This window comes from Xanthomonas sp. BRIP62409 (assembly GCF_003992965.1).
Taxonomy (GTDB): Bacteria; Pseudomonadota; Gammaproteobacteria; order Xanthomonadales; family Xanthomonadaceae; genus Xanthomonas; species Xanthomonas euroxanthea.
Genome location: NZ_QEZJ01000020.1, coordinates 163047 through 184338 on the forward strand (window position 1 = coordinate 163047; position 21292 = coordinate 184338).

18 protein-coding genes are annotated in these 21292 nt (G+C 66.4%); 3 read left to right on the forward strand and 15 right to left on the reverse strand.

Features of this window, described 5'->3' with window-relative positions; genetic code table 11:
* Positions 1-64: 64 nt before the first annotated feature.
* Both EO170_RS09920 and EO170_RS09925 read right to left on the reverse strand, forming a co-directional pair.
* Entirely contained in the window at positions 65-2716 is a 2652-nt protein-coding gene (locus EO170_RS09920) for a TonB-dependent receptor (protein ID WP_126944540.1), read from the reverse strand.
* 78 nt (positions 2717-2794) lie between these two features.
* Positions 2795-4273: a hypothetical protein gene (locus tag EO170_RS09925; RefSeq protein WP_126944543.1), complete on the reverse strand. Its 1479-nt coding sequence runs from the start codon at positions 4271-4273 to the stop codon at positions 2795-2797.
* A 189-nt stretch (positions 4274-4462) separates the two neighbouring features.
* Between EO170_RS09925 and EO170_RS09930 the strand changes: the two genes are divergently transcribed.
* Positions 4463-5323 (forward strand): 2OG-Fe(II) oxygenase, encoded by an 861-nt coding sequence (locus EO170_RS09930; RefSeq protein WP_104649733.1) that lies wholly within the window; start codon positions 4463-4465, stop codon positions 5321-5323.
* Between the two features lie 1078 nt (positions 5324-6401).
* Here the strand turns inward: EO170_RS09930 and EO170_RS09940 are convergent.
* Positions 6402-6818 (reverse strand): VanZ family protein, encoded by a 417-nt coding sequence (locus EO170_RS09940; RefSeq protein ID WP_104583797.1) that lies wholly within the window; start codon positions 6816-6818, stop codon positions 6402-6404.
* A complete protein-coding gene (locus tag EO170_RS09945; protein ID WP_180496884.1) occupies positions 6806-8059 on the reverse strand; it encodes an SAM-dependent methyltransferase in 1254 nt (417 codons plus the stop codon). The genes EO170_RS09940 and EO170_RS09945 overlap by 13 nt, the downstream gene beginning before the upstream one ends.
* On the opposite strand from EO170_RS09945, the gene EO170_RS09950 reads away from it, so the two are divergent.
* A complete protein-coding gene (locus tag EO170_RS09950; protein ID WP_126944546.1) occupies positions 8058-8795 on the forward strand; it encodes a pteridine reductase in 738 nt (245 codons plus the stop codon). The genes EO170_RS09945 and EO170_RS09950 overlap by 2 nt on opposite strands.
* 12 nt (positions 8796-8807) lie before the next feature.
* Here the strand turns inward: EO170_RS09950 and folK are convergent, their stop codons facing one another.
* The 5 genes from folK to EO170_RS09975 form a co-directional block, all read right to left on the reverse strand.
* Complete coding sequence (gene folK, locus EO170_RS09955) at positions 8808-9320, reverse strand: 2-amino-4-hydroxy-6-hydroxymethyldihydropteridine diphosphokinase (protein ID WP_126944550.1); 513 nt, start codon at positions 9318-9320, stop codon at positions 8808-8810.
* 92 nt (positions 9321-9412) lie between these two features.
* Positions 9413-10915, reverse strand: coding sequence for a hybrid sensor histidine kinase/response regulator (locus EO170_RS09960; RefSeq protein WP_126944553.1), 1503 nt, complete (start codon positions 10913-10915; stop codon positions 9413-9415).
* A gap of 3 nt (positions 10916-10918) precedes the next feature.
* Complete coding sequence (locus EO170_RS09965) at positions 10919-11359, reverse strand: response regulator (protein WP_104583792.1); 441 nt, start codon at positions 11357-11359, stop codon at positions 10919-10921.
* A complete protein-coding gene (locus EO170_RS09970; RefSeq protein WP_126944556.1) occupies positions 11356-13167 on the reverse strand; it encodes an ATP-binding protein in 1812 nt (603 codons plus the stop codon). The genes EO170_RS09965 and EO170_RS09970 overlap by 4 nt, the downstream gene beginning before the upstream one ends.
* Positions 13168-13452: 285 nt before the next feature.
* A complete protein-coding gene (locus tag EO170_RS09975) occupies positions 13453-13824 on the reverse strand; it encodes a BON domain-containing protein (protein ID WP_164739034.1) in 372 nt (123 codons plus the stop codon).
* 151 nt (positions 13825-13975) lie between these two features.
* On the opposite strand from EO170_RS09975, the gene EO170_RS09980 reads away from it, so the two are divergent.
* Entirely contained in the window at positions 13976-15043 is a 1068-nt protein-coding gene (locus EO170_RS09980) for an oxidoreductase (RefSeq protein WP_126944559.1), read from the forward strand.
* A 222-nt stretch (positions 15044-15265) separates the two neighbouring features.
* On the opposite strand, the gene gnd is transcribed toward EO170_RS09980, so the two are convergent.
* The 6 genes from gnd to EO170_RS10010 form a co-directional block, all read right to left on the reverse strand.
* Positions 15266-16207 carry a phosphogluconate dehydrogenase (NAD(+)-dependent, decarboxylating) gene (gene gnd, locus EO170_RS09985; RefSeq protein ID WP_104649208.1) on the reverse strand — a complete coding sequence of 314 codons (942 nt, stop codon included), beginning with the start codon at positions 16205-16207 and terminating at the stop codon, positions 15266-15268.
* A gap of 20 nt (positions 16208-16227) precedes the next feature.
* On the reverse strand, positions 16228-17598 hold the full coding sequence (locus EO170_RS09990; RefSeq protein WP_241239411.1) for a hypothetical protein: 1371 nt from the start codon (positions 17596-17598) through the stop codon (positions 16228-16230).
* Between the two features lie 141 nt (positions 17599-17739).
* A complete protein-coding gene (locus tag EO170_RS09995) occupies positions 17740-18120 on the reverse strand; it encodes a glycine zipper 2TM domain-containing protein (protein WP_104583789.1) in 381 nt (126 codons plus the stop codon).
* A 121-nt stretch (positions 18121-18241) separates the two neighbouring features.
* Positions 18242-19042 (reverse strand): DUF2242 domain-containing protein, encoded by an 801-nt coding sequence (locus EO170_RS10000; protein WP_164740991.1) that lies wholly within the window; start codon positions 19040-19042, stop codon positions 18242-18244.
* Positions 19043-19116: 74 nt separating this feature from the next.
* Positions 19117-20181, reverse strand: coding sequence for a DNA methyltransferase (locus EO170_RS10005; RefSeq protein WP_126944565.1), 1065 nt, complete (start codon positions 20179-20181; stop codon positions 19117-19119).
* Positions 20174-21271 (reverse strand): hypothetical protein, encoded by a 1098-nt coding sequence (locus EO170_RS10010; protein WP_126944568.1) that lies wholly within the window; start codon positions 21269-21271, stop codon positions 20174-20176. The genes EO170_RS10005 and EO170_RS10010 overlap by 8 nt, the downstream gene beginning before the upstream one ends.
* Positions 21272-21292 lie beyond the last annotated feature (21 nt).

Consider the following 21292-nt stretch of genomic DNA (forward strand, 5'->3'; position numbering starts at 1 on the left):
CAAACGCGAACGCCCGCCATGCGAGGCAGGGCGGGCGTTTGCGATACAGGCAGCGGGCGCCGGATCAGAAGCGCGCTGTCACACTCAGGTCATATGTCACGCCGGGTTGGTACTCGTACAGGTCCACCCGGTTGCTGCCCAGGCTCTGATATTCCTGGTACTTGGTCTTGAGCAGGTTGCGTGCGGCAAAGTTCAGCGACAGCGTATTGCCCGACCACACCAGGCCCTTCTTGATCACCAGATCCAGCGAAGTACCCGGCTTGTCGATGTAATCCGGTTGCCCGGGGCGACCACGCGCGGACACCCGCTCGCCGACATAGTTGGCGATCAAGGTGGCCTGGCTGTGGGTGCTTTCGCTTTCCACGCCGATCTGCAGGTTGGCGATGTCGTCGGACTGCCCCTGCAGGGCCGAGCCATCACGGATGAACAAGGTCGCCTGCACCGGCGCAGTGAAGCCGAACGGCTGCACGGTGTCGCCATCGCTGGCACTCACTTCCGACGTGGTGCGCGTGTAGTTGCCGGACACGAACAGGCGCTTGTCGCCCCACCAGTCGGCCGCGATCGGCAGGTCCAGATACTTCTTGGCTTCCAGCTCGATGCCGTACAAGGTGGCTTCTGGCGCATTGATGAAGCTCTGCACGATGCCGCCGCCCGGTGCATCGTTGACGATGGCCTCGATCGGCTTGTCGATGCTCTTGTAGAACGCGCCGACGGTGAAATACTCACCCGGCTCGAAGAACCACTCGTAACGCGCATCCAGGTTGACCAGCTCGCTATCGACCAGGAACGGGTTGCCGAAGAACTGGCGGTCGATATCCGGGTCCAGGTACTGCTGCGGCGCCATTTCGCGGAACTGCGGGCGGGCGATGGTCTTGGACGCACCAAAGCGCAGCTGCTGGTTCTCGGCAAAATTCCAGGTCACCTTGGCCGATGGCAGCGCGTAGCTGTTCTCCAGCGGCGCCACGCTGTCCTGGCGCACGCCGGTGAAGATGTCGTACGGATGCACCGCCTGCGTGGCGTCTTCGTAACGCACACCGACGGTGGCCCGCAGCGTCGGCACGATCTCGCCTTCGGCCTGCAGATACGCCGCCTTGACCTTCAGGGTCGCATCGTACGCGGCCGCACCGAAGCTGCCGGTGGTCTCGCGCAGGCGCAGCAGATCGTTGCTGAGGTTGTAGTCGGAGATCAGGTAATCCACACGCTGAAACTGGTTGTAGAACGGCAACGGGCCGTCCAGTGCCAGGAAGCGGAATTCACGGCTCCACGCGCTGCGGTCGTTGTCAAGGTAGGCCAGACCGCCCTTGAGGGTGACATCGCGCTCGATCGGCAAACGCCAGGTCACATCCACCCCGCCGCTGGCCACGGTGTCGTCGACCTTGCTGAAGCGGGTGTAGTTCTGCACGCGCGAGGCATCGTGCGCCCAGTAGCCATCCAGCAGCTCGTAGCGAATGCCGGTTTCGTACGGCACATCGCGGCTGGCGTTGGCCACCGCTGCGCGCCATTCAATCTTCAAGTCGTCGTACTCGCCGAACGCGTGCGTGCCGCGCAGCTGGTTGTTGATCAGCTGGCGCTCGTACCACTCGGTGTTGTCGTCGCGCACATCGAAACCGGCCAGTTCGTCGCGGCCGGCGCGGCTGCGCGCGACCTTCAACGCATCGTGCACATACAAGGTGGTCCAGCCGATGGTGTGGCTGCCGTACTCCCAGCCCAGGCCCAGCATGCCGTTGGTGCGCACGTTGTTGCGGGTGGTGGCGAAGTCGTAGTTGGAATTGAACTCGACCGTATCGCCGACAAAGATGCCGTCCTGCTGCTTGCCGGTGCGCGTGCGCCACTCGTTGTCGTAGCTGGCCACCGCGATGATGCCCAGCTTGGCCTCGCCCACGTCCATGCTGTAACCGGCGCTGCCGCCGACATTGACGTCCGGGGCGATGCTGTCCTTTTCCTGCAGCACGTACAGGTTGGCGTTGTTCAAGCTACGGCCGATGCTACGGATGTCCTCGCGCGAGAAACTGCCCAGGTCCACGCGCCGGCCGCTCTGGATCGCATCGCGCAACGCGGCAGGCTGCTTGCGCGTGCCGTCGTCATACCCCCACTCGTCATCGCCGGAGCCGTAGTAGGTCAGGCCTTTTTCGCCGGTGCTGACACTGTTGACGCCGCCGCCCACGGTCAGCGACAGGAACGGCTTATCCGGCACCGCCATCGATTGCAGATCGATCACGCCACCGCCGAATTCGCCCGGATAATCGGCCGAATAGGTTTTCTGCACGGTCACGCTGTCCAGCACATCGCTGGGAAACAGGTCCAGCGGCACCACCCGCTGCATCGGCTCGGGGCTGGGCAATGGCGAACCATTGAACAACGCCGAGGAATAACGCTCGCCCAGGCCGCGCACATACACATACTTGCCGCGCGACAGGCTCAGGCCGGTGACACGCGTCAGCGCCACCGCCGCGCTGCTGTCGCCGGTGCGCTCCATGTCCTCGCGGGTGACGAACGAGGCCACCTCCGAGGTCTGCAGCATCGGTTCGGGAATGTATTCGCCACGCACCACGACCTGGTCGAGTTGCTTGGGCGCACTGGTGGTGCTGCTGGTGCCAGTGGTGGAGCCGGCATCGGTGCTGGTCGACTGCGCCAGCGCAGCACCGGAAAACAGCAAGGTGGAAATGGAAAGAGACAGGCCCGTCCGCGAGAGACGGGCGACAGCGGAGGTTCGCATCGTGGGAGCCCTGGCAACTGAAAGATGAAGCTGGACGCATCGCAAGGCGGCCGTATGGCCACCTTGCGATGCTGTGCCTCAGCAGGGACGATCGGCGGTCAGGCCGCAGGTCCAGCCCTGCCACCAGGTGTCGTTGGCATCGCGCACGCCACCGATGTAGTTCACCTGCTGGAAGAAGCTGCTCACCCCGTTCAAGCCCTGGAAGGCCGGCACGGCGCTTTCGTTGGCGCCATTGACGAAGGTGTTCTGCAACGTGGATATGCCATTGGCGACATTGTTCGTGCCGGCCGCGAACTGGGTGACCGCACGCGCATCGCTGCCGAAGGCGGTCGGGCAGGCGAAGAACACCGAGTTGAAGGTCCCGAGCGTGTCGGTATCGGCCAGGTTGAAGCACACCAGGCCATCACCGGTGCCACCGGCCGGACGCGTGACGACCGAGTTGTAGAACGCGGCCTGCGTGCCCTGGTTGAGCATGATCGCCGCACCGGCACGCGCATTGCCCACGTAGGTGAAGTTGGCCACCTTCGGACGCGAATACGGCTGGCGACGCAGGCTGCTCCACTCGTTCATGCGGTCGCCACCGCCGGCGCGCTGCACCACGATGCCGAACTGCAGGGCGCCGCTCCAGCCGGCGTCGGTATCCAGCGAATCGTCGTCGGCGCCGGTGATCACGATGTGGCTGCCGTTGACGGTGCCACCGAACCATTCGATCCCGTCGTCGGAGCTATTGTGGATCTGCACATGATCCAGGCGCGTGCCGCTGCCCACGCCGGCCAGGGTGATGCCCTGCAGCTCGTTGTTGGGCGAAATTTCGAAGCCCGAATACATCACCCGCAGGTAGCGCAGGGAACCGCTGTTGTCGGTGGCGCTGTTACCGCCGTAGAAGGCGTTGGTGCCTTCCACCTGCGCCTGGCATTCCGGCGTGCCGGAGACCGTGGTGCCCGGGCAGTTGTTGATGGCCGCGCGGCCCAGCACCACGATGCCGCCCCACAAGCCGATGGTGTTGGCGCTGACCTGGCCCTCCAGGGCCTGGCGTGCAGTGAACACGATCGGGGCAGTGGCGCTGCCTTCGGCAAAGATCTGCGAACCGCGGTTGACCACGATGTAGTCGCTACCGGCCGAACCGAACAAGGTCACGCCCGGTTCGATGGTCAGGATGCCCTGCGTACTGCCGGCGGCCGGAGCGATGGCATTGCCGCCGCGGTCGGTGCCCACGTTGACGCGTCCGCTGATCGAATACGCCGTACCCGCACGTGCCGGCACCACCAGATTGCCGTTGATGGTGTCCGGCAGCTGGCAGGCGCGCAGCGTGTTGTTGGCGATGGTGCCGACATTGGAAAAACCGGTCGGGCAATCGGCGGCCGGGCCGGTCGGTGCCGGAGCCGGCGTCGGTGCCGGCGTGGGTGCCGGGGTCGGTGCCGGAGCCGGCGTCGGTGCCGGCGGAAATGCGCCCTCGCCGGGCGAGGCGACACGATCGGCACCACCACCGCAGGCCGACAACGCCAGCGCGGTACCAAACGTCATGAGAAGTGTCTTGCTGCTATTGCGAACGGACATGCGGCTGATCTCCAGGTCAAAAAAGGTCCGGTATGAAGAGGAGTCGTCAAGAATTGGCTGCGTTCCGCCCACTGCAGTGGCGAGCACGTTCTAGATCCCCGTCACTTTTATAGGGGGTGTCTGTGTCATTTGTCTTACCACGACACAATTGACATATGCCTGCCACACAGTGACATGCACTGTAGCGGGATGACCTCGACCACTATCCCCGCCGCCCTGGGCGACTGGATCATTGCGCAGGCAATGGCCGGCCAGCCGCCCGAACAGGCGCTACAGCCGCTCCTGGATCAAGGCTGGAACGAACAGGACGCCATCGACGCAGTCGAAGCCCTGCTGCGTAACCACATCCAGCACCACGCGCAGACACATGGCCTGCCGGTGCCAGTGCGCGTGCCGGCGGTGCTACAGGACAACGATGCCTCGTTACTGGACCTGGGCGATCGCCAGGTACGCGTGCTGGTCAGCTTGTTGCTGCCGCGCGTGGTGGTGCTGGGCGATTTTCTGTCCGATGCCGAATGCGATGCATTGATCGCACTGGCGCAGCCACGCCTGGTGCGTTCGCGCACCGTGGACAACGACAACGGCGCGCAGATCGTGCATGCCGCGCGCACCAGCCACAGCATGTGCCTGCAGCTGGGGCAGGACGCGCTGTGCCAACGCGTCGAAGCACGCATCGCACGCCTGCTCGACTGGCCGGTCGACCACGGCGAAGGACTGCAGGTCTTGCGCTATGCCACCGGCGCCGAATATCAGCCGCACTACGATTACTTCGACCCTGCTGCCGCAGGCACACCGGTGTTGCTGCAGGCCGGCGGTCAGCGCGTCGCATCGTTGGTGATGTATCTCAACACGCCGGAACGCGGCGGCGCCACGCGCTTTCCCGATGCGCATCTGGACGTGGCCGCCGTCAAGGGCAACGCAGTGTTCTTCAGCTACGACCGCCCGCATCCAATGACACGCAGCCTGCACGCCGGCGCGCCGGTACTGGCCGGCGAAAAGTGGGTCGCGACCAAGTGGTTGCGCGAGCGTGCAGTCCGCCTGCCCGGCTGAGAGCGGCGCCACAGACGTACGTAATCGGCCGGTCGTCGATGATCGTGATGCAACCGGATTATCCCCATGCAGATCCACTCAGATACACGACGTACAACGCAGCCGAGATCTGCAACGGCATGGTTCTTCAGTCGCGATCGGATGTTTGAATCAAAAGCACGGTGAGTCGAGGGCGCGGCGCCCTCACCACTTGCGGGACACGCCGTGAACCCGTCCCTGGGGGCTCGGTGGCGGCATCCATGCCCCCACACGGTCCCGCAACCGGCGAGGGCACCGCACCAGACAGTTAGTCGGCCCTCATCTGAAAAGCTGCCTGTGGTGCGGCGTACATCAGACGCGGAGCCGATGCTTCATGATCGAACAAGGCACACATCCAGCACTGCTCTTCCATGCGCACCGACCATCTCCACAGGTCCTTGCCCGCTCACCGTCGCGGGACCTTACGCGGCATGGATGCCGCGTAAGAGCCTCCATGGACGGATTCACGGCGTGTCCTGCGATGGTGGGCGGGCAAGGGCCTTGCAACCAAGCGTCAGATCGACCGCTCTACCGCTGATCCATCCGCACGTTCCAAGCCCTCAGATACACGACGTACAACGCAGCCGAGATCTGCAACGGCATGGTTCTTCAGTCGCGATCGGATGTTTGAATCAAAAGCACGGTGAGTCGAGCGCGCGGTGCCCTCACCGCACCAGACAGTTAGTCGGCCCTCATCTGAAAAACTGCCTGTGGTGCGGTGTGCACCAGACGCGGAGCCGATGCCTCATGATCGAGCAAGGCACACATCCAGCACTGCTCCTCCATGCACACCAACCAACTCGATAGGTCCTTGCCCGCCCACCGTCGCGGGACCTTACGCGGCATGGATGCCGCGTAAGAGCCTACAAGGACGTACTTGCGGCGTGTCCTGCGATGGTGGGCGGGCAAGGGCCCTGCAACCAAGCGTCAGATCGACCGCTCTACCGCTGATCTATCCGCAGAGCCGTCGATCGGCCACTCCTCCTTGCAGCGTGTCCCGCGATGGTGGGCCGGCAAGGATCCTGCAGAAAAACCACAGATCAACCGATCTACACGAGACCTATCCGCGCCGTCCGAACATGCGCTTGTCCATCCGTAGCATCACCCACCGCAGCGGCGTCCACGCCAGGCACAAGCCTGCGAGGATGCCCAGCGTATCGGCCAACGCATCATAAGGATCCGCGCTGCGGTTGGTGGTCAGTGCCCCTTGCGCGATCTCGATGCCGATCCCCAACAGCACCAGTCCAAATGCCGCAGACAACAGCGCGCGCCGGGTGGCGAACAGCTGCACCGCCCCCCAGCACAACAACGCGAACGTCAAGAAGTGCTCGCCCTTGTCGCTGTTGGACGGCAGTTCCGGAAACTCCGGCGGCGGCCCCATGCACACTGCAATCACCACCAGGATTGCGGCAATCCACAGGCCTACCCACAACCGTGGTCGATGGAACGGCCGCAGCGCAGGGCTTACAACCGCCATGTGAGATCGCCCGCCAGAAATGCCGGCGCAAAATCGACATCGCGCGCAAACCCCATCACCTGGAAGCGCTCACCCATTTCGCTGGGCAAGGTCAGGCGCTTGATCTGCTCGCGCAAGCGCATGCGCCCTACTTCATCGGTGCGCGTATCGGCCTGTGCCAGCAACGCATCCAGGCCGTTACCGAGCAGGAAGCTGGCTTGCGTGCAGTAGCCAGCCAACTCGAAACCGGCCCCGGTGCCAGCCTCGGCCAACGCGGTGAAGTCCACCGACGCGGTCAGATCCTGCAGGCCTGGCCAGCGATACAGATCCTCATGCATGCGATGGCGATAGAACGCGCGCAAGGTGCCGTCTTCGCGCTGCGCACGATAGAACTCGCCACGCGGGTAACCGTAGTCGACGAACAGCATCGCGCCGCGCTTCAACCCGCCGGCCACGGCCTGGATCCAGTACGGCAACTGCGGCAGCAACTCGGAGCGATAGCCATCGGCGAAGGGCTGCTCCAGATAGCGTTCCAGATGCCGCACCGCCGCGCCTAGCAATGCGTCGGCCGGCTGCTCGCCGCGCGCGAACTGCTGCTGCGCATCCAGCACCACGGTTTCCTCATACACCTCGCCGTCGCGCAGCGTGAAGCGCGGCGTGGGCAATGCGTCGATCACCTCGTTGGCGAACAGCACCCCATCCCAGTCGTCCGGGAACGGACCGTCCAGCCATTCGACAAGGTCAAAGACCGGCGGGATCAGGCTGCGTCCCAGCCGCTCGCGCTGACGCTCGCGCAGGTCGGCGCTGGGCTCCAGGATCGCGTAACGCTCCGGCAGCGCATCCAGCTCGAGCAGGCGCTTGAGCGTGACTTCGGCGAATGCGCCGCTGCCACCGCCCACTTCCAGCACGCGCGCCTGCGGCCCGAGCTGCTGCAGCACCGGCGCCAGCGCACCGGACACGGTGGCCGCGAACAAGGGTCCCAGCTCCGGCGCGGTGACGAAATCGCCGGCCTCGCCGAACTTGCTGGAGCCGGCGCTGTAATAGCCCAGGCCCGGCGCATACAACGCCAGCTCCATGAAACGCGAAAACGGAATCGCACCACCGGCGGCGGCAATCTCGGCGCGCAGATGCGCGGCCAGCTGCTCGCTGTGCGCCAGGGCGTCCGGATCGGGAATAGGAAGGTCGGCGTGCATGCGGGCACCGGTTGCGGGGACAATGCACAGGATAGCCGAGCCCTTTGCAACGCCGAGCGAGTACGCCATGACAGACAGTTCCAAGGTGGTGTTGATCACCGGTGCAGCACGCCGTATCGGCGCGCAGATCGCCACCACGCTGCATGCGGCCGGCTACCGCGTTGCCCTGCATGCGCACCGCTCCGGCGAGGCGCTCGGCGCGCGTGTAGCGGAGCTTTGCGCGCAGCGCGCCGGCAGTGCGCAGGCCCTGCACGCCGACCTGCGCTTGCCGGAGGCGCCGGCGCAGCTGGTTGCCGACTGCATCGCCGCGTTCGGCCGCCTGGATGGCGTGGTCAACAATGCCTCCGCGTTCTATCCCACCCCGCTCGGCGCAGCGACAGCGGCGCAATGGGACGAGTTGTTCGCCGTCAACGCACGCGCGCCGTTCTTCATCGCCCAGGCGGCCGCCGCGCAGCTGCGCCAGCACCGCGGCGCCATCGTCAACCTCACCGACCTGCATGCGCAGCAGCCGATGCGCAACCATCCGCTGTATGGCGCCTCCAAGAGCGCGCTGGAGATGCTCACCCGCTCGCTCGCGCTGGAGCTGGCCCCGGAGGTGCGCGTCAACGCGGTCGCGCCCGGTGCGATCCTGTGGCCGGAGCAAGGCAAGTCTGCAGACGCCAGGCAGGCGCTGCTGGCGCGCACGCCGCTGGCGCGCATCGGCACGCCCGAGGAAATCGCCGAGGCGGTGCGCTGGCTGCTGGACGATGCCGGCTTCGTTACCGGCCACACCCTGCATGTGGATGGCGGCCGCCAGCTCAGTTGAGCTGCAACGACGCTAGCGCGCCACATCCAGCGCCGGGGCCGGACCCAGCTGCACCGTCGTGAACGCGACGCCGTGCTGCGGATGCGCCTGCCACAGTGCGGCCAGGGTCTGCCCGCTCAGCGGGTCGACGAAGTCCGGCGCGATATCGGCCAGCGGCTTCAACACGAAGGCATGCTTGAGCTCGGGCCGCGGGATGCGCAGATGTCCGGGGCCTTGGACGATGCAATCGCCGAAGAACACCACGTCCACATCCAGGGTGCGGTCGCTGAAACGCGGGCCGCTGCGATCGCGGCCGTGCGCATCTTCCAGCGCATGCAGCCAGTGGTCCAGCGCCGGCAGGTCCATGTCCGTGTCCAGCGCAACGGCGTTGTTGACGAAGTCCGGCCCGTCGAAGCCCACCGCCGGCGTGCGATACGCCGGGGAGATGGCAAGTGGGCCGAAGCGCGCGCGCAAGGCGTCGACGGCCAGGCGCAGGTAGTGGGTCGGCTGGACATTGCTGCCGAGGCTGAGAAGCACGGTGGTCATGCGTTATTCGCGCATGCAGCCCGCATCAGCGTCAACTGTTGCCATCGTGCCGCATGCGCCCATGCCCGCCCGCAACGCGCCAAACCCTGGGCTCAGGCCACTTCGAGCGCGTGCGCCACAGCGCGGAACACCCGGCGCATCTCCAGCGGTTTGCGCAGCACATGCACCGGGATATCCGGCGGAAAGTACGAACGTTGCAGCGGCGCGCCGACATCTTCGAGCACGATCGCCGGGCCGTGATAGCCCAGCTCCTGCATGCTCAACAATACGCTCACCGCCGACAGCTGGATGATGTCGCTGTCGATGATCACCAGGTCCGGCATCGCGTGCTGCTGCACCAGCTGCAGCGCCGCTGCGCCATCGCTGGCCAGCTGCGGTTGGTAGCCCTGGCTGGACAAGGCATTGCCCAGCAGCGACAGGCGCGTGGCCTCGGCATCCACCAGCAGCACGCGCTGCCCATGCCCCAACGCCAGCGGCGGCTCGGTGTCGGCAACCGTCACTGCGGCCGCACGCATCGGCACGATCATGTCAAAGCGCGTGCCCTCGCCCAGGCGGCTGTCGACCACGATGCTGCCGCCGTAGCTTTCCACGATGCGCTTGCAGGAAATCAGCCCCAGGCCGGTGCCATCGGCCTTGGTGGTGAAGAAAGGACTGAACAGGCGCGCGCGGGTGTCATCGCTCATGCCCACGCCGGTATCGGCCACGCTCATGCGTACCCGCGTGCCATCGTGGCGATCGGCCGACAGGGTCAACATGCCGCCACCGGGCATCGCCTGGATCGCGTTCAGGCCCAGGTTGAGCAGGCACTGCTGCAGCTCGGTGTAGTTGGCCTCGATGGTCAGATCCAGCGGGATCGTGTCCATCTGCAGGCGCACGCCGTCGGGCAGGCTGCTCTTGAGCAACATCTGCACCGCCTGGAACAGGCTGGCGATCGACACCTGCTCGCGCGGCTTGTTGGAGCCACGCACGAACGAGAGCATCGACTCGGCCATCTCATGCCCGCGCCGGCCGCATTCGGCCACCACGTTGGCCAGCTGGCGCAGCTGCGGATCGTCGGTGCGTCCGGCCAGCAGGTCGGGCACGATCAGCAACGGCTGCAGGATATTGCGCAGGTCGTGGCTCAAGCCGGCCGCCAGCATCGCCAGGCTTTCCAGCCGCTGCGCGCGCATCAGCTCGCTTTCCACGCGCTGGCGTTCCAGGTCGGCGCGCGCCTCGCGGATCGCACGGATCACCGCGCTCGGCAGGCGGGTCGGGTTGTGCTTGATGATGTAGTCGTTGGCGCCATCCTGCAGCGCCTTGACCGCAGTCTCCTCGCCCATGGTGCCGGAGACGAAAATGAAGGGCGTGGCGCCGTTCTGGCGCACCAGGCGCAGTGCCTGATGACCGGAAAAACCGGGCATGCTCAGGTCCGACAGCACGATGTCCGGCTGGAATGCATCCAGCGCAGCGCGCAGCGACGGCTCGCTGTCCACGCGCTCGAATGCCGCATCCAGCCCGGCATCGAGCAGCTGGTCGGACAACAGCTCGGCGTCTTCCGGTGAATCTTCCACCAGAAGGATTTTCAGCTGCTCCAGTTTGCCCCCCTCATGCAGCATGGGTCAGTCCAGCTCCGGTGCCTGATTGATGACCGCCCAGAAGGTGCCGAGCGTCTTGACTGCGTTGAAGAACTGATCCACGTCCACCGGCTTGACCACGTAGGCATTGACGCCCAGGTCCCAGCTGCGGGCCAGGTCGCTCTCTTCGCGCGAGGATGACAGGATCACCACCGGCAGGCGCTTGAGCGTCTCCTCGCTGCGGATCTGCTTGAGCACTTCCAGCCCGTCCAGGCGCGGCATCTTGATGTCCAGCAGCAACACGGCCGGCAGGCCTTCCTCGCGATCGGCGAAGATGCCCCGGCGCAGCAGGTAGTCCATGGTTTCCACGCCGTCCTCGACGTGCACGATGGGATTGGCCAGGCGGGCTTCGCGCAAGGCATCGACGGCCATTTCCGCATCGGCCGGGCTGTCTTCTGCCAGAAGAATGGTACGGATGGCGGTCATACAGTGAACTCTTGGTTGGGCGCTTCAAGCGCAGGGGGAAGCACGAAATAGAACGTGGCGCCTGCATCGACCGCGCCCTCGGCCCAGATCCGGCCGCCGTGACGCGTCAGCACGCGCCGCACGCTGGCCAGGCCGATGCCGGTGCCGGCGTATTCGCTGGCCTTGTGCAGGCGCTGGAACACACCGAACAACTTGGCGCTGTATTCCATGTCGAAGCCGGCGCCGTTGTCGCGCACGCTGAACTGATGGCCGCCGTCGGCCATCGGCGTGTAGGTGACCTCGATCCTGGCCACCGTGCGCTTGGCGCTGTATTTCACCGCGTTGCCAAGCAGGTTCATCCACAGCTGGCGCATCATGTTTTCGTCGGCCACCAGCACCGGCAACGGCGCGATGTGCCAGTCCACCCGGTGGCCGGTGTTCTCGCTCTGTACGTTGGAATCCAGGATCGCGCGCGTTTCCGACACCAGCGACTGCATGTCCACCGCCTGCAGCCGCAGCGCGCTGCGGCCCAGGCGCGAGTACACCAGCAGATCGTCGATCAACGAGGCCATGCGCCGCGCCGAGCTGCTGATCACTTCCATGTAGTGACGCGATTTCTCGTCCGCCGCATCGCCCAGATGGCGCGCCAGCTTGTCGGAGAATCCAGCCACATGGCGCAGCGGCGCGCGCAGATCGTGCGAGACCGAATAGCTGAAGGCCTCCAGCTCGCGGTTGACCTCCGACACCTGCTCCACCTTGCCTTCCATCTGCCGGTTGAGCTCCTGGATGCGCAGCTGCGAGGCCTTCTGCAGGCTGATGTCGCTGACCGTCATCAGTACCACGTCTTCGTCACTGGTGTCCGGCAGCGGCATGCGCCGCGCGTTGATCAGCATGGTGCGCAGCACGCCATCGGCGGCGCGCTGCTCGTGTTCGTAATCCCACAACTCGCGGCCGCGCAGCAGCACGTCGGCCAGCCGCTGATGGATCTGCGCATCGCGCCACACGCCCCCGCCCACGTCGTCCAGCGCCATCGATTCGTTGCCGCGCTCCTCCAGCCCGTACAGCTCGGCAAACGCCGGGTTGTGCAGCAGGATGCGCTGACTGGAGTCCAGCAGCACGATCGGCTCGCGCACGGTCTGCAACACCGACGACGCGCGGCCGTTGGCGCGCAGGTATTCCTGCTCGGCCGCCAGGCGGCGACGGATCTGCCGCTGCAGCAACCAGGTCACCGTGCCCAGCAGCAGCAGCTGCACCACCAGCGTGGCCCAGCTCAACACCGCGTAATGCGCCCGCTCGGTCTCGGCACGCACGTTGCGCAACTCCAGCAGCTTGCCCTCGGCCTCCTGCAACTCATCGATCAGCACGCGGATCGGGTTGTTCAGGGTCATGTCGTTGATCAGCGCGCGGATCTGCTCCGGGTCGGTGGTCACCGCAACCCGCTCGGCCAGCAACAGGCGCCGCTCGATGGTGCTCTGGATGCGCCCCATCCGCACCTGCTGCGCGGGGTTGTCCTTGGTCAGCACGATCAACCGCTGCACGGCGTCCATTGACTCGCGCCGGCCGCGCCGCATGCGCTCCAGCAGGGCCGGGCGCTGCACGCCGTGCGAGCGCATCAAGGCCGCCGATTCGGTGTCGCGCATCGCCGCTTCCAGACGCTGGGCGGTCTCCTGCACGTCCTGGCTATGCGAGACCCACACTGCGGCCTGGTTGGCGTTGTGCGCCATCTGCTGCAGCAGCAACGACGGCACCACCACAATCAGGAACACGGCAACCGCCAGTAACGGCAGGCGCCAGCGATCCCATTTGTCTGCTTGGACCGTTGTCTGCATTGCTAGGTCTGTGTCCGCTCGCTGCCAGGGCCCCGAAGGCAAGTCGGTATTGTGTCCGATCAGGCCAGAGATGAGATTAACGATTCAGCCTGGTCGCTCCGATGGCGACATAGCTGAATGGGCATATGATAAGTGCAGTAAACGTGAAAATGGCGCGAGCGCCCCGCCGCCCGTCGGCCTGCCTGCGTCGGGCGCAGACAACAAAAAGGCGCACTCCTGGGAGTGCGCCTCGTGCTCGGATCAGCCGCCTCGCCTCGGCTGGCCCGGCATTCGCTACCGCTGCACTTACATCTTTGCAGCGACCACCTTCAGACCGGTGGACTTGACGCTCTTGACGCCTTCGATGCCCTTGGCAACTGCCACGGCCTTGTCGTGCTCAGCCTTGGTCGCAACCGTGCCGGTCAAGGTGACGATGCCGTTCTTGGTCTCGACCTTGACGTCGGTACCCGACACATTGTCGGTCGCCAGCAGGTCGGCCTTCACCTTGGTGGTGATCCAGGTGTCGGTGACCGGCTTCTTGGACTCGTTCATGCCGGCGGCATGGTCCTTGTGGTCGGCGTGTTCCTGCGGCGCGGCAAATGCCTGCGAGGCGCCCAGCGCCAGACCCAGCGACAGCGCCACGGCCAGCAGCTTACGAACCTGTGTGATGTTCTTCATCGGATAGTCCCTCCTGTTGAATGTGGCTGGAGTCTGCAGTGGCGCTCGTCGTGCACACGTGACCGCCGGATGCAGGGGTTGTGAACCCGGCGCACACGGGTGTGTGCAATACCATGCAGGCCTCTTCCGTCGTTGCGATGAACCGTTTTCAATGCCTAAACCGTTCAATCTGGCCGTCGTCGGCTATGGCTATGTCGGCCGCACCTTCCATGCCCCGCTGATCGCCAGCACTCCGGGCCTGACACTGCACGGCGTGGTGTCGTCCAAGCCGCAGCAGGCACAGGCCGACTTTCCCGAGGTCGCCGTGCTTGCCGATCTGGACACGGCACTGGCCGATCCCGCGCTGGATGCGGTGGTGCTGGCCACTCCCAACCAGACCCATGCGCCGTTCGCGTTGCAGGCCCTGGCAGCCGGCAAGCATGTGCTGGTCGACAAGCCCTTCGCGCTGGACGCCGCGCAGGCGCGCGCGGTGGTGGCTGCTGCCGCAGCGGCCGGACGCATCGTCAGCGTGTTCCAGAACCGGCGCTGGGATGCGGACTTCCTGACCGTGCGCCGGCTGATCGACGAAGGCCAGTTGGGCGAGGTGGTGGAATTCCATTCGCACTTCGACCGCTTCCGGCCGCAGGTGCGCGACCGCTGGCGCGAGAGCGACATCCCCGGCGCCGGTCTCTGGTACGACCTGGGGCCGCATCTGCTCGACCAGGCGCTGCAGTTGTTCGGTACGCCGCAGGCGATCGGAGCGGATCTGCAGCGTCAACGCAACCAGGCGCGCAGCGACGACTACTTCCATGTCACCCTGCGGTATCCGCGGCTGCGCGTGATCCTGCATGCCGGCTCGCTGGTGGCCGACAGTGGCCTGCGCTTTGCCGTGCACGGCACCCGTGGCAGCTATCTCAAGCACGGGCTGGACACGCAGGAAGACCAGCTACGTGCCGGACGCCGCCCCGGAACCGCCGGTTGGGGGGTGGACCCACTCCCGGGCACGCTGACCCGCGTGGACGACGAAGGCCGCGTGCACACCCATCAACCCGACACCACGCCGGGCGACTACCGGCAGTGCTACGCCGCCTTCCGCGATGCCCTGGCAGGCACCGGCCCGGCGCCGGTCAGTGGCGCCGACGCGGTGCAGGTGATGGAGCTGCTGGAGCTGGCGCAACGCAGCGCCGCCTCGGGCCAGGTGCAATGGCTGGAAGGCGCAAGCGCGGCTTCGCGCGGCTGATGCACGGCCGGGCCCCGGTGCAGGCGCCCAGCCGATATTCGGCATCGGCAATGGCGCGCCCGCGTCCTGCGGTGCCACGTGCGGGCACCGCACCAATGCGCACTGCACTCAGTCAGCGGGCACGCCGGCAGTCGCCAGACACAGACACAGACACAGACACAGATACGATGGAACAGACCTGCACTGCGCGCCATGCAGGCGCGCAGGCGTCGGCGCGATCGCTCAGACGTCCTTGCTGCCGATCGTCGGCGCGGCTTCCGTGGTGGTCTTGACCGCATGACCACCGAACTGGTTGCGCATTGCGGCCAGCAGCTTGTCGGTGAACGAATCCTTGTCGCGCGAGCGCAGGCGCTCCATCAGCGACAAGGTGATGATCGGCGCCGACACTTCCAGGTCGATCGCCTCGGCCACCGTCCAGCGGCCTTCGCCCGAATCGGCCACGAACGGTGCAATCCCGGCCATGGTCGGATTGTGCGCCAGCGCATCGGCGGTGAGATCCAGCAGCCACGAACGCACCACGCTGCCATCGCGCCAGATCTCGGCGACCTGGTGCAGGTCCAGCGCAAAGTCGGTCTTGTGCTGCATCAGCGCGAAGCCCTCGGCATAGGCCTGCATCATTCCGTACTCGATGCCGTTGTGGACCATCTTGGTGAAGTGGCCCGCACCGCTCGGACCGACCCGGCCCCAGCCCTTGTCCGCGGCCGGCGCCAGCGTGGCCAGCACCGGATGCAGCGTGGTCACCGCCGCTTCGTCGCCGCCCACCATCAGGCTATAGCCTTCCTGCAGGCCCCAGACGCCGCCACTGGTGCCGCAGTCGACAAAGGCGATACCGCTGGCCTGCAACAACGCGGCGCGGCGTTGCGAATCCTTGTAGTACGAATTGCCGCCGTCGATGACGATGTCGCCAGGCTGCAACAGCGGCAGCAACTGCGCCAGAGTGTCGTCGACGATCTTGCCCGCCGGCACCATCAACCACACCACGCGCGGGCTCGGCAGCGCGGACACCAGCGCGGCCAGCGCATCAGCGGTGACAATGCCCTTGGCCTGCGCACTGCGACGCGCGCTTTCGCCCGGATCGTAGCCATGCACGCGGTGTCCGCCGTGCACCAGGCGCTCGGCCATGTTGGCGCCCATGCGGCCCAAACCCACCATACCCAGTTCCATAATCGCTCCTCATGATCTGATCAGTGCAGGGTGCCACGCCCGGCGTACGCCGGCGTGGCGGAATTCTCAATGGATTGTTCCGCGGCGGTGCCGGCGCCGCACTGTTGCAGCTGCCAGTCGATCCAGCGCCAGTACAGGGTGCTGCGCAGGTTGTGCAAGGTCAGGTCGATGGCATACGGCGTGCGCGGGTTGCGATCGAGCAGGCGCGCCACGTGGTATCCGATCGGCTTGATGCCCTTGGGATGCACGTACACCAGAAAGCCCTGGTAGAACGGGTCATCCAGCAGGCCTTGCAGCGTTTGCAGGCGTGCCTGCTGTTGCGCATCGAGTGTGGCGCGCAGCTGCGCATCGCGTTCGTACAGCAGCCGCTCGAAGCGCCGCTTGCCCGGCCCGCGCAGCTCCCTGGCCAGCTCCCAGATCTGCCGGTTGCGCGCGTCGTAATGCGCAAAGCCGCCGTGCTGGGCCAGCGCCTGCGCGGCTGCGTCGCTCACATCCACCACCACGAAGTTCTCGGCCTGGTTGTGGATGTCGTCCAGGGACGACTTGTCGAACACATGCGCAATGAACCCCGGCGCGCCGACAAACGCCTGGCGCCCCAGCTGCGTGGTCCTGACCGCCTTGCCGTCGGCGAAGAAGTCGCCGGCATGCGCGCCCAGCAGGATGCTGTCGGTGTCATGCAGGGTCAAAAAGGTGCCGATCGACAACTCGCCGGCGCTGAACACCTGATCGAATCCCGCATCGCCATACAGTTCGCGCTGCGTGGCCAATTGGGCCACCTGCCGTCCCACCCCGCATTCGGAACGCACCTGGCCGTGGTAGAACGCATCCAGCGCCTGCGCATTGCTGCCGCGCGGTTGATAGCCGCGCCCGAAACTGCGAAAGCCGCTCCAGCCCTGCGACGCCGCGCCGCGCCAGCCGAAGCCGATCCAGCCCAGTTGCAGCGCCGAAAACCGGTAGCCCGGGTTGTCCTGCAGCCGTGTGGCGGCGCGCCGCGTGGCCGCACCGAGTTCGAACGCATACGCGCATTGGGTCGCCGTATCGTCCAGCAAGGCCACGAGCGTGGCAGCGCGTTGTTGCGTGTTCCAGCTGGCCGGCAGCGTCAGCTGCAGATCGCCGGCCGCGCGCGCCTGCGCCAGCGACGCGCGCGTGCATGGCTCGCCGCGCTGGATCACCGGCGCACTCACCGCAGCGTTGCCGATCTCCCAACCGAGCTGGCGCAACAGGATATCGACGCAGTCCACCGGGGCCTTGCGCGCGGCCTCGCTCGGCGTGGCCAAGGCGGACTGCAGCAGCTGCGCGGTGAGCAACGCGGCCGTGCACAGGCGCACGCCAAGGCGACCACGCCGTCCATGCGGTGCAGCCGCAGGTGCGGCTGCGAACGCAAGCCGCATGCGTCCTGCCTGCAATCGCTTGCGGGAGCTACGGAAAACACTCATCTAGTTGCGGTGACGCGGATCGGCAGCAAGGCGCTGCACCCTCAGACGTAGAAAGCCCCGGCAGGACCGGGGCTCGCTTGATTCAATACATCATTCTCAGCGACGTTCGCAGACGCGCTCGACCTGACGATTGCCATTGGTCTGCTGGCGATTGCCCTGGATGGTGCGGCCCGCTGCACCACCGGCGACCGCGCCAGCCACGGTGGCAAGCTTCTTGCCGTTGCCGCCGCCGACCTGATTGCCGAGCAGTCCGCCGATGGCAGCGCCGGCGACGGTGCCGCCAATCCGATTGGGATCGGTCGAGTTCTTCTGCACTTCGACATTGCGGCAGCGCACGCGCGTTCCGTCGCCGAACTTGCGGCCTTCATCTGCTTCGGTATAACGCTGCTGATGCGACCGCGTCTGCGCCTGCGCCAAGGTGCTCGTCGCCATCAACGCGATCAGGGACATACCCACGAGGGAATTGCGCATCTTCATCGTCTGTCTCCATCTCGCCCCTTCGGCGAGTCATGGTTGCACTTTCGCCAGTTGGTCGAGAACGCAACGTGAAGCGTGCGGCCAGCGATTCAGGCTTTGGCACAGAGCCTGAATCACGTCCTCACGGCTGTGTTGCCGGCTCGGTTTGCGGCACCTCGGCCGGCGTCGGTGGCGGGTCTTGCGCTTCCACCGGCAACGGTGCCACCGGCGGCTGCGCGACAGGGGGCTGAGCGACCGGCGCTGCAACCGGTGACGGCGCGGCAGCGGGCGTGTTGGTCGCCTCGCCCGTCTGAGCGGCCGCAGTCGCCGCAGGCATGGGGACCGCTGGTGCCATTGGCATTGCATGCGCAGGCGATGGCGGCACCGCAGCTGCAGCCGCCGGCACCGCCTCGGTAACCTTGGGCAGATACGAATTCAGCCGATCGAAGAACCGCTTGTAGAAGGCCGCGTCCTGCACCGTGGTGCTGGATACGCGCACCAGCGAATCGCCGCTGCTGCCCACCGGCAGCGACAGCGAGCCGAGCACGCCCACCCCGACGCTGGCCGAGGTCGAACTCTTTTTCAGCGCGTAACGGTCCTGCAATGCGCTGACGAACACCTGCGCCTTGCCGCCGTCCTGCGTGGCGCAGGAAATGCGCAGGTTGAGTTGTTCGCTCTGCTCGGCTTCCTTGAGCTGGAAGTTCTTGCTGCCCTCCACCGCGGCGGCATCGGCACGCGTCACCGCATAGCCCTGGCTCAACAACACCCGTCGCGCGGCCTCGCAGGCCTGCGGCGAGGTGGCTGCCACATTGCGCGAATAGGTGTCGTCGGAATTGAACGACTCGCGCATCAGCATCGTGTCGCCCTTGCTGCCGCCGCAGCCAGCCAGGGTTGCCAGCGCGCCAAGCAGGGCGCCGTGCGCAATCAGGGAAGAACGAGACATGGAGACATTCCGGCATCCAAAACCGGCACAGAGCATAGCCGCAACCCATGTGCGCGCGGCGTCGCCTGGCCGGCTCAGGGCAACGGCGGTTCATCCGCTGGCAGTTGCAGGTCCAGCTGCAGGCGGCTGCCGTCTGCACCGATGCGCTCGGCGCGCAGATAGTGGTGCGCACGCACCGCCGCCAGCGCGACCGGCGCCCGGCACGGCTCGCCCCACAGGCTCAGGGCGAATCCCTGCGCCTGCAGCCACACGGTGAGGCGGTCCCAGAGCGGCTGCTCGGCCTGCAGGATCAGGTCCAGATCCGCCGGCCCCTCCGGCACCGACGCCGGCGACTCCAACCAGCGCGCGTAGCTGCCGTGCACCTCCACCGGCAGGCCGTTTGCCCGCAACGCGTGCAGCAGCTGCGCTGCCCGCTGCAGGTCCAGCCGCGCACGGCAGTGCTGGAAGATCAGTGCGTATTCGTGGCTGCGATTGCTCTGCGTGCCTGCAGCCGCCAGCGCTGCGCCCGGCCGCCGGTAGCACAGCACCCGCTCCTCGCGCAGGGTGAACAGGCTGGCAAGGATCCGCCCCAGATCCCAGGCCTGCGGGATCACCCGCCCGCCGACGACCACGTTCTCCACCATCGCCACACCGAACCCACCCGGTCGCAAGCGCTTGCGCAGCGCATGCAATACCGCGCGCATGCCGGACAGATAGCCCGCGTAATCGGCACTGGCGTATAGCTGCCCGGGCAGCACCTCACCGTGCCAGCGGCAACCGAAATACGGCACGTTGGTCAGGCACAGGTCGATCGCCGCGGCAGGCGCGGTGTCGACCAGCGTGCCGACCACCACCGGCGCCTGCACGCCGTGCCGCTGCAGGCGCGTGCGTGCCAGTTGCGCGCGTGCGGCATCGATCTCCATGCCATGCGCGCCACGCCCTTCCAGCGTGGCCGCCAGCAGCGTGCTGCCGAATCCGCAGAACGGGTCGAACACCTGCGCGCCCGGCGCGCTGAAGTGCCGCACGAACGGGCGCATCTGGTTGACCCAGCCACAGTCGCGCCCGCCAAGTGGATCGGCTGCGCGCAACGCCTCGGGCAGTGCCCAGGACGGGTCATCCGGTGTGGGCATCCACCAGCTGCGCTGATCGAGCTCATCCACCGGCCGGCTCCCACAGCACATCGGCATCCGGGTCCCAGCCCGCACATAGGCGGCCATTGGCAAAGAACACCAGCTTGTAGAGGTCGCCGGTGGCATGGCGCGCGTGCATGGCCGCGTAGTCGGCACTTTCGAACACCACGTCCAGGCCGTCGTCGCTGCGCATGCGCAGATTCCAGAAGTAATAGCCCTCAGTCATGCCATCCGCCTGCCAGCGCGACCACCACCGCTGCTGCATGCAGTCCGCCAACAGGCGCTCCATGCCGATGCGATGCTGCGCGATGTACCGCCAGGTGCCGTTGCTACGGTACGCATCGTCCAGACGCGACAGTTCGCGAAAGATCACCTGCGTTGCGCCACAGCTGCGCGCCCACGCGAGGTACTGCGCCACGGCATCGGCAGTGTCCACCCCGCCCCGCTGCACGATGCAGACCAGGCGCACCGGCAGGCGCGCTGCAAGGCATTGCGCCGTGCGCGCGAAAGTAGCTGCATCGGCAATGGGTTCGCCGGGACGAAAGCGCATGATCGCATCGTTGCCGGCCTGCAGCGGGTGGTGGCGCGACAGCTCGATCCACGACAGGCCGAACTCGACCAGGGCATCGATCAGCTGTGCCCCCTGCGCGCGCGCAAAGCCGGCGCCATTGCTGTACAGCACGCGCTGCTCCACGCGCGGGCCGTCGGGCGTCGTCGCCAGCGTCTGCAGCAGGGTCTGCAACCAGTCCGGATCGTCGGTCATCTCCAGGCCGGACAACGAATACGACAACGGCACCTCGTGCAGCAGCTGCAAGGCAGCGCGCAACTGCGCAAAGTAGTCCGGCCCTGGCCGCAACATCGCTGCCGCCGCGCCACCATGATGCTGGCGCAGGTTTTCCGAGCAGAATCCGCAACGCGCCGAGCACGGCCGTACCGACGCATACGGAGTGAACGTGATCGGCAGCGCTGCCCGGTACACGCGCGCACCGATGCGCAGTGCATGCCATCGGCCGCTGTCGCCCTGCTCCGGCACGCGCCGCCACAGGCTGGGTGCGGCGGCGCGCAACCCGGCCAGCAGCGGCGAGGCAGACAGCAACGCGTTGTCATCGATCGCGCGCATGGCGGTGCCTGCGTGGCGAAC

Coding starts and splice junctions, on each gene's coding strand:
- EO170_RS09920 (WP_126944540.1), bottom strand. CDS start 2,716: ATGCGAACCTCCGCTGTCGCCCGTCTCTCGCGGACGGGCCTGTCTCTT.
- EO170_RS09925 (WP_126944543.1), bottom strand. CDS start 4,273: ATGTCCGTTCGCAATAGCAGCAAGACACTTCTCATGACGTTTGGTACC.
- EO170_RS09930 (WP_104649733.1), top strand. CDS start 4,463: ATGACCTCGACCACTATCCCCGCCGCCCTGGGCGACTGGATCATTGCG.
- EO170_RS09940 (WP_104583797.1), bottom strand. CDS start 6,818: ATGGCGGTTGTAAGCCCTGCGCTGCGGCCGTTCCATCGACCACGGTTG.
- EO170_RS09950 (WP_126944546.1), top strand. CDS start 8,058: ATGACAGACAGTTCCAAGGTGGTGTTGATCACCGGTGCAGCACGCCGT.
- EO170_RS09945 (WP_180496884.1), bottom strand. CDS start 8,059: ATGGCGTACTCGCTCGGCGTTGCAAAGGGCTCGGCTATCCTGTGCATT.
- folK (WP_126944550.1), bottom strand. CDS start 9,320: ATGACCACCGTGCTTCTCAGCCTCGGCAGCAATGTCCAGCCGACCCAC.
- EO170_RS09960 (WP_126944553.1), bottom strand. CDS start 10,915: ATGCTGCATGAGGGGGGCAAACTGGAGCAGCTGAAAATCCTTCTGGTG.
- EO170_RS09965 (WP_104583792.1), bottom strand. CDS start 11,359: ATGACCGCCATCCGTACCATTCTTCTGGCAGAAGACAGCCCGGCCGAT.
- EO170_RS09970 (WP_126944556.1), bottom strand. CDS start 13,167: ATGCAGACAACGGTCCAAGCAGACAAATGGGATCGCTGGCGCCTGCCG.
- EO170_RS09975 (WP_164739034.1), bottom strand. CDS start 13,824: ATGAAGAACATCACACAGGTTCGTAAGCTGCTGGCCGTGGCGCTGTCG.
- EO170_RS09980 (WP_126944559.1), top strand. CDS start 13,976: ATGCCTAAACCGTTCAATCTGGCCGTCGTCGGCTATGGCTATGTCGGC.
- gnd (WP_104649208.1), bottom strand. CDS start 16,207: ATGGAACTGGGTATGGTGGGTTTGGGCCGCATGGGCGCCAACATGGCC.
- EO170_RS09990 (WP_241239411.1), bottom strand. CDS start 17,598: ATGCGGCTTGCGTTCGCAGCCGCACCTGCGGCTGCACCGCATGGACGG.
- EO170_RS09995 (WP_104583789.1), bottom strand. CDS start 18,120: ATGAAGATGCGCAATTCCCTCGTGGGTATGTCCCTGATCGCGTTGATG.
- EO170_RS10000 (WP_164740991.1), bottom strand. CDS start 19,042: ATGTCTCGTTCTTCCCTGATTGCGCACGGCGCCCTGCTTGGCGCGCTG.
- EO170_RS10010 (WP_126944568.1), bottom strand. CDS start 21,271: ATGCGCGCGATCGATGACAACGCGTTGCTGTCTGCCTCGCCGCTGCTG.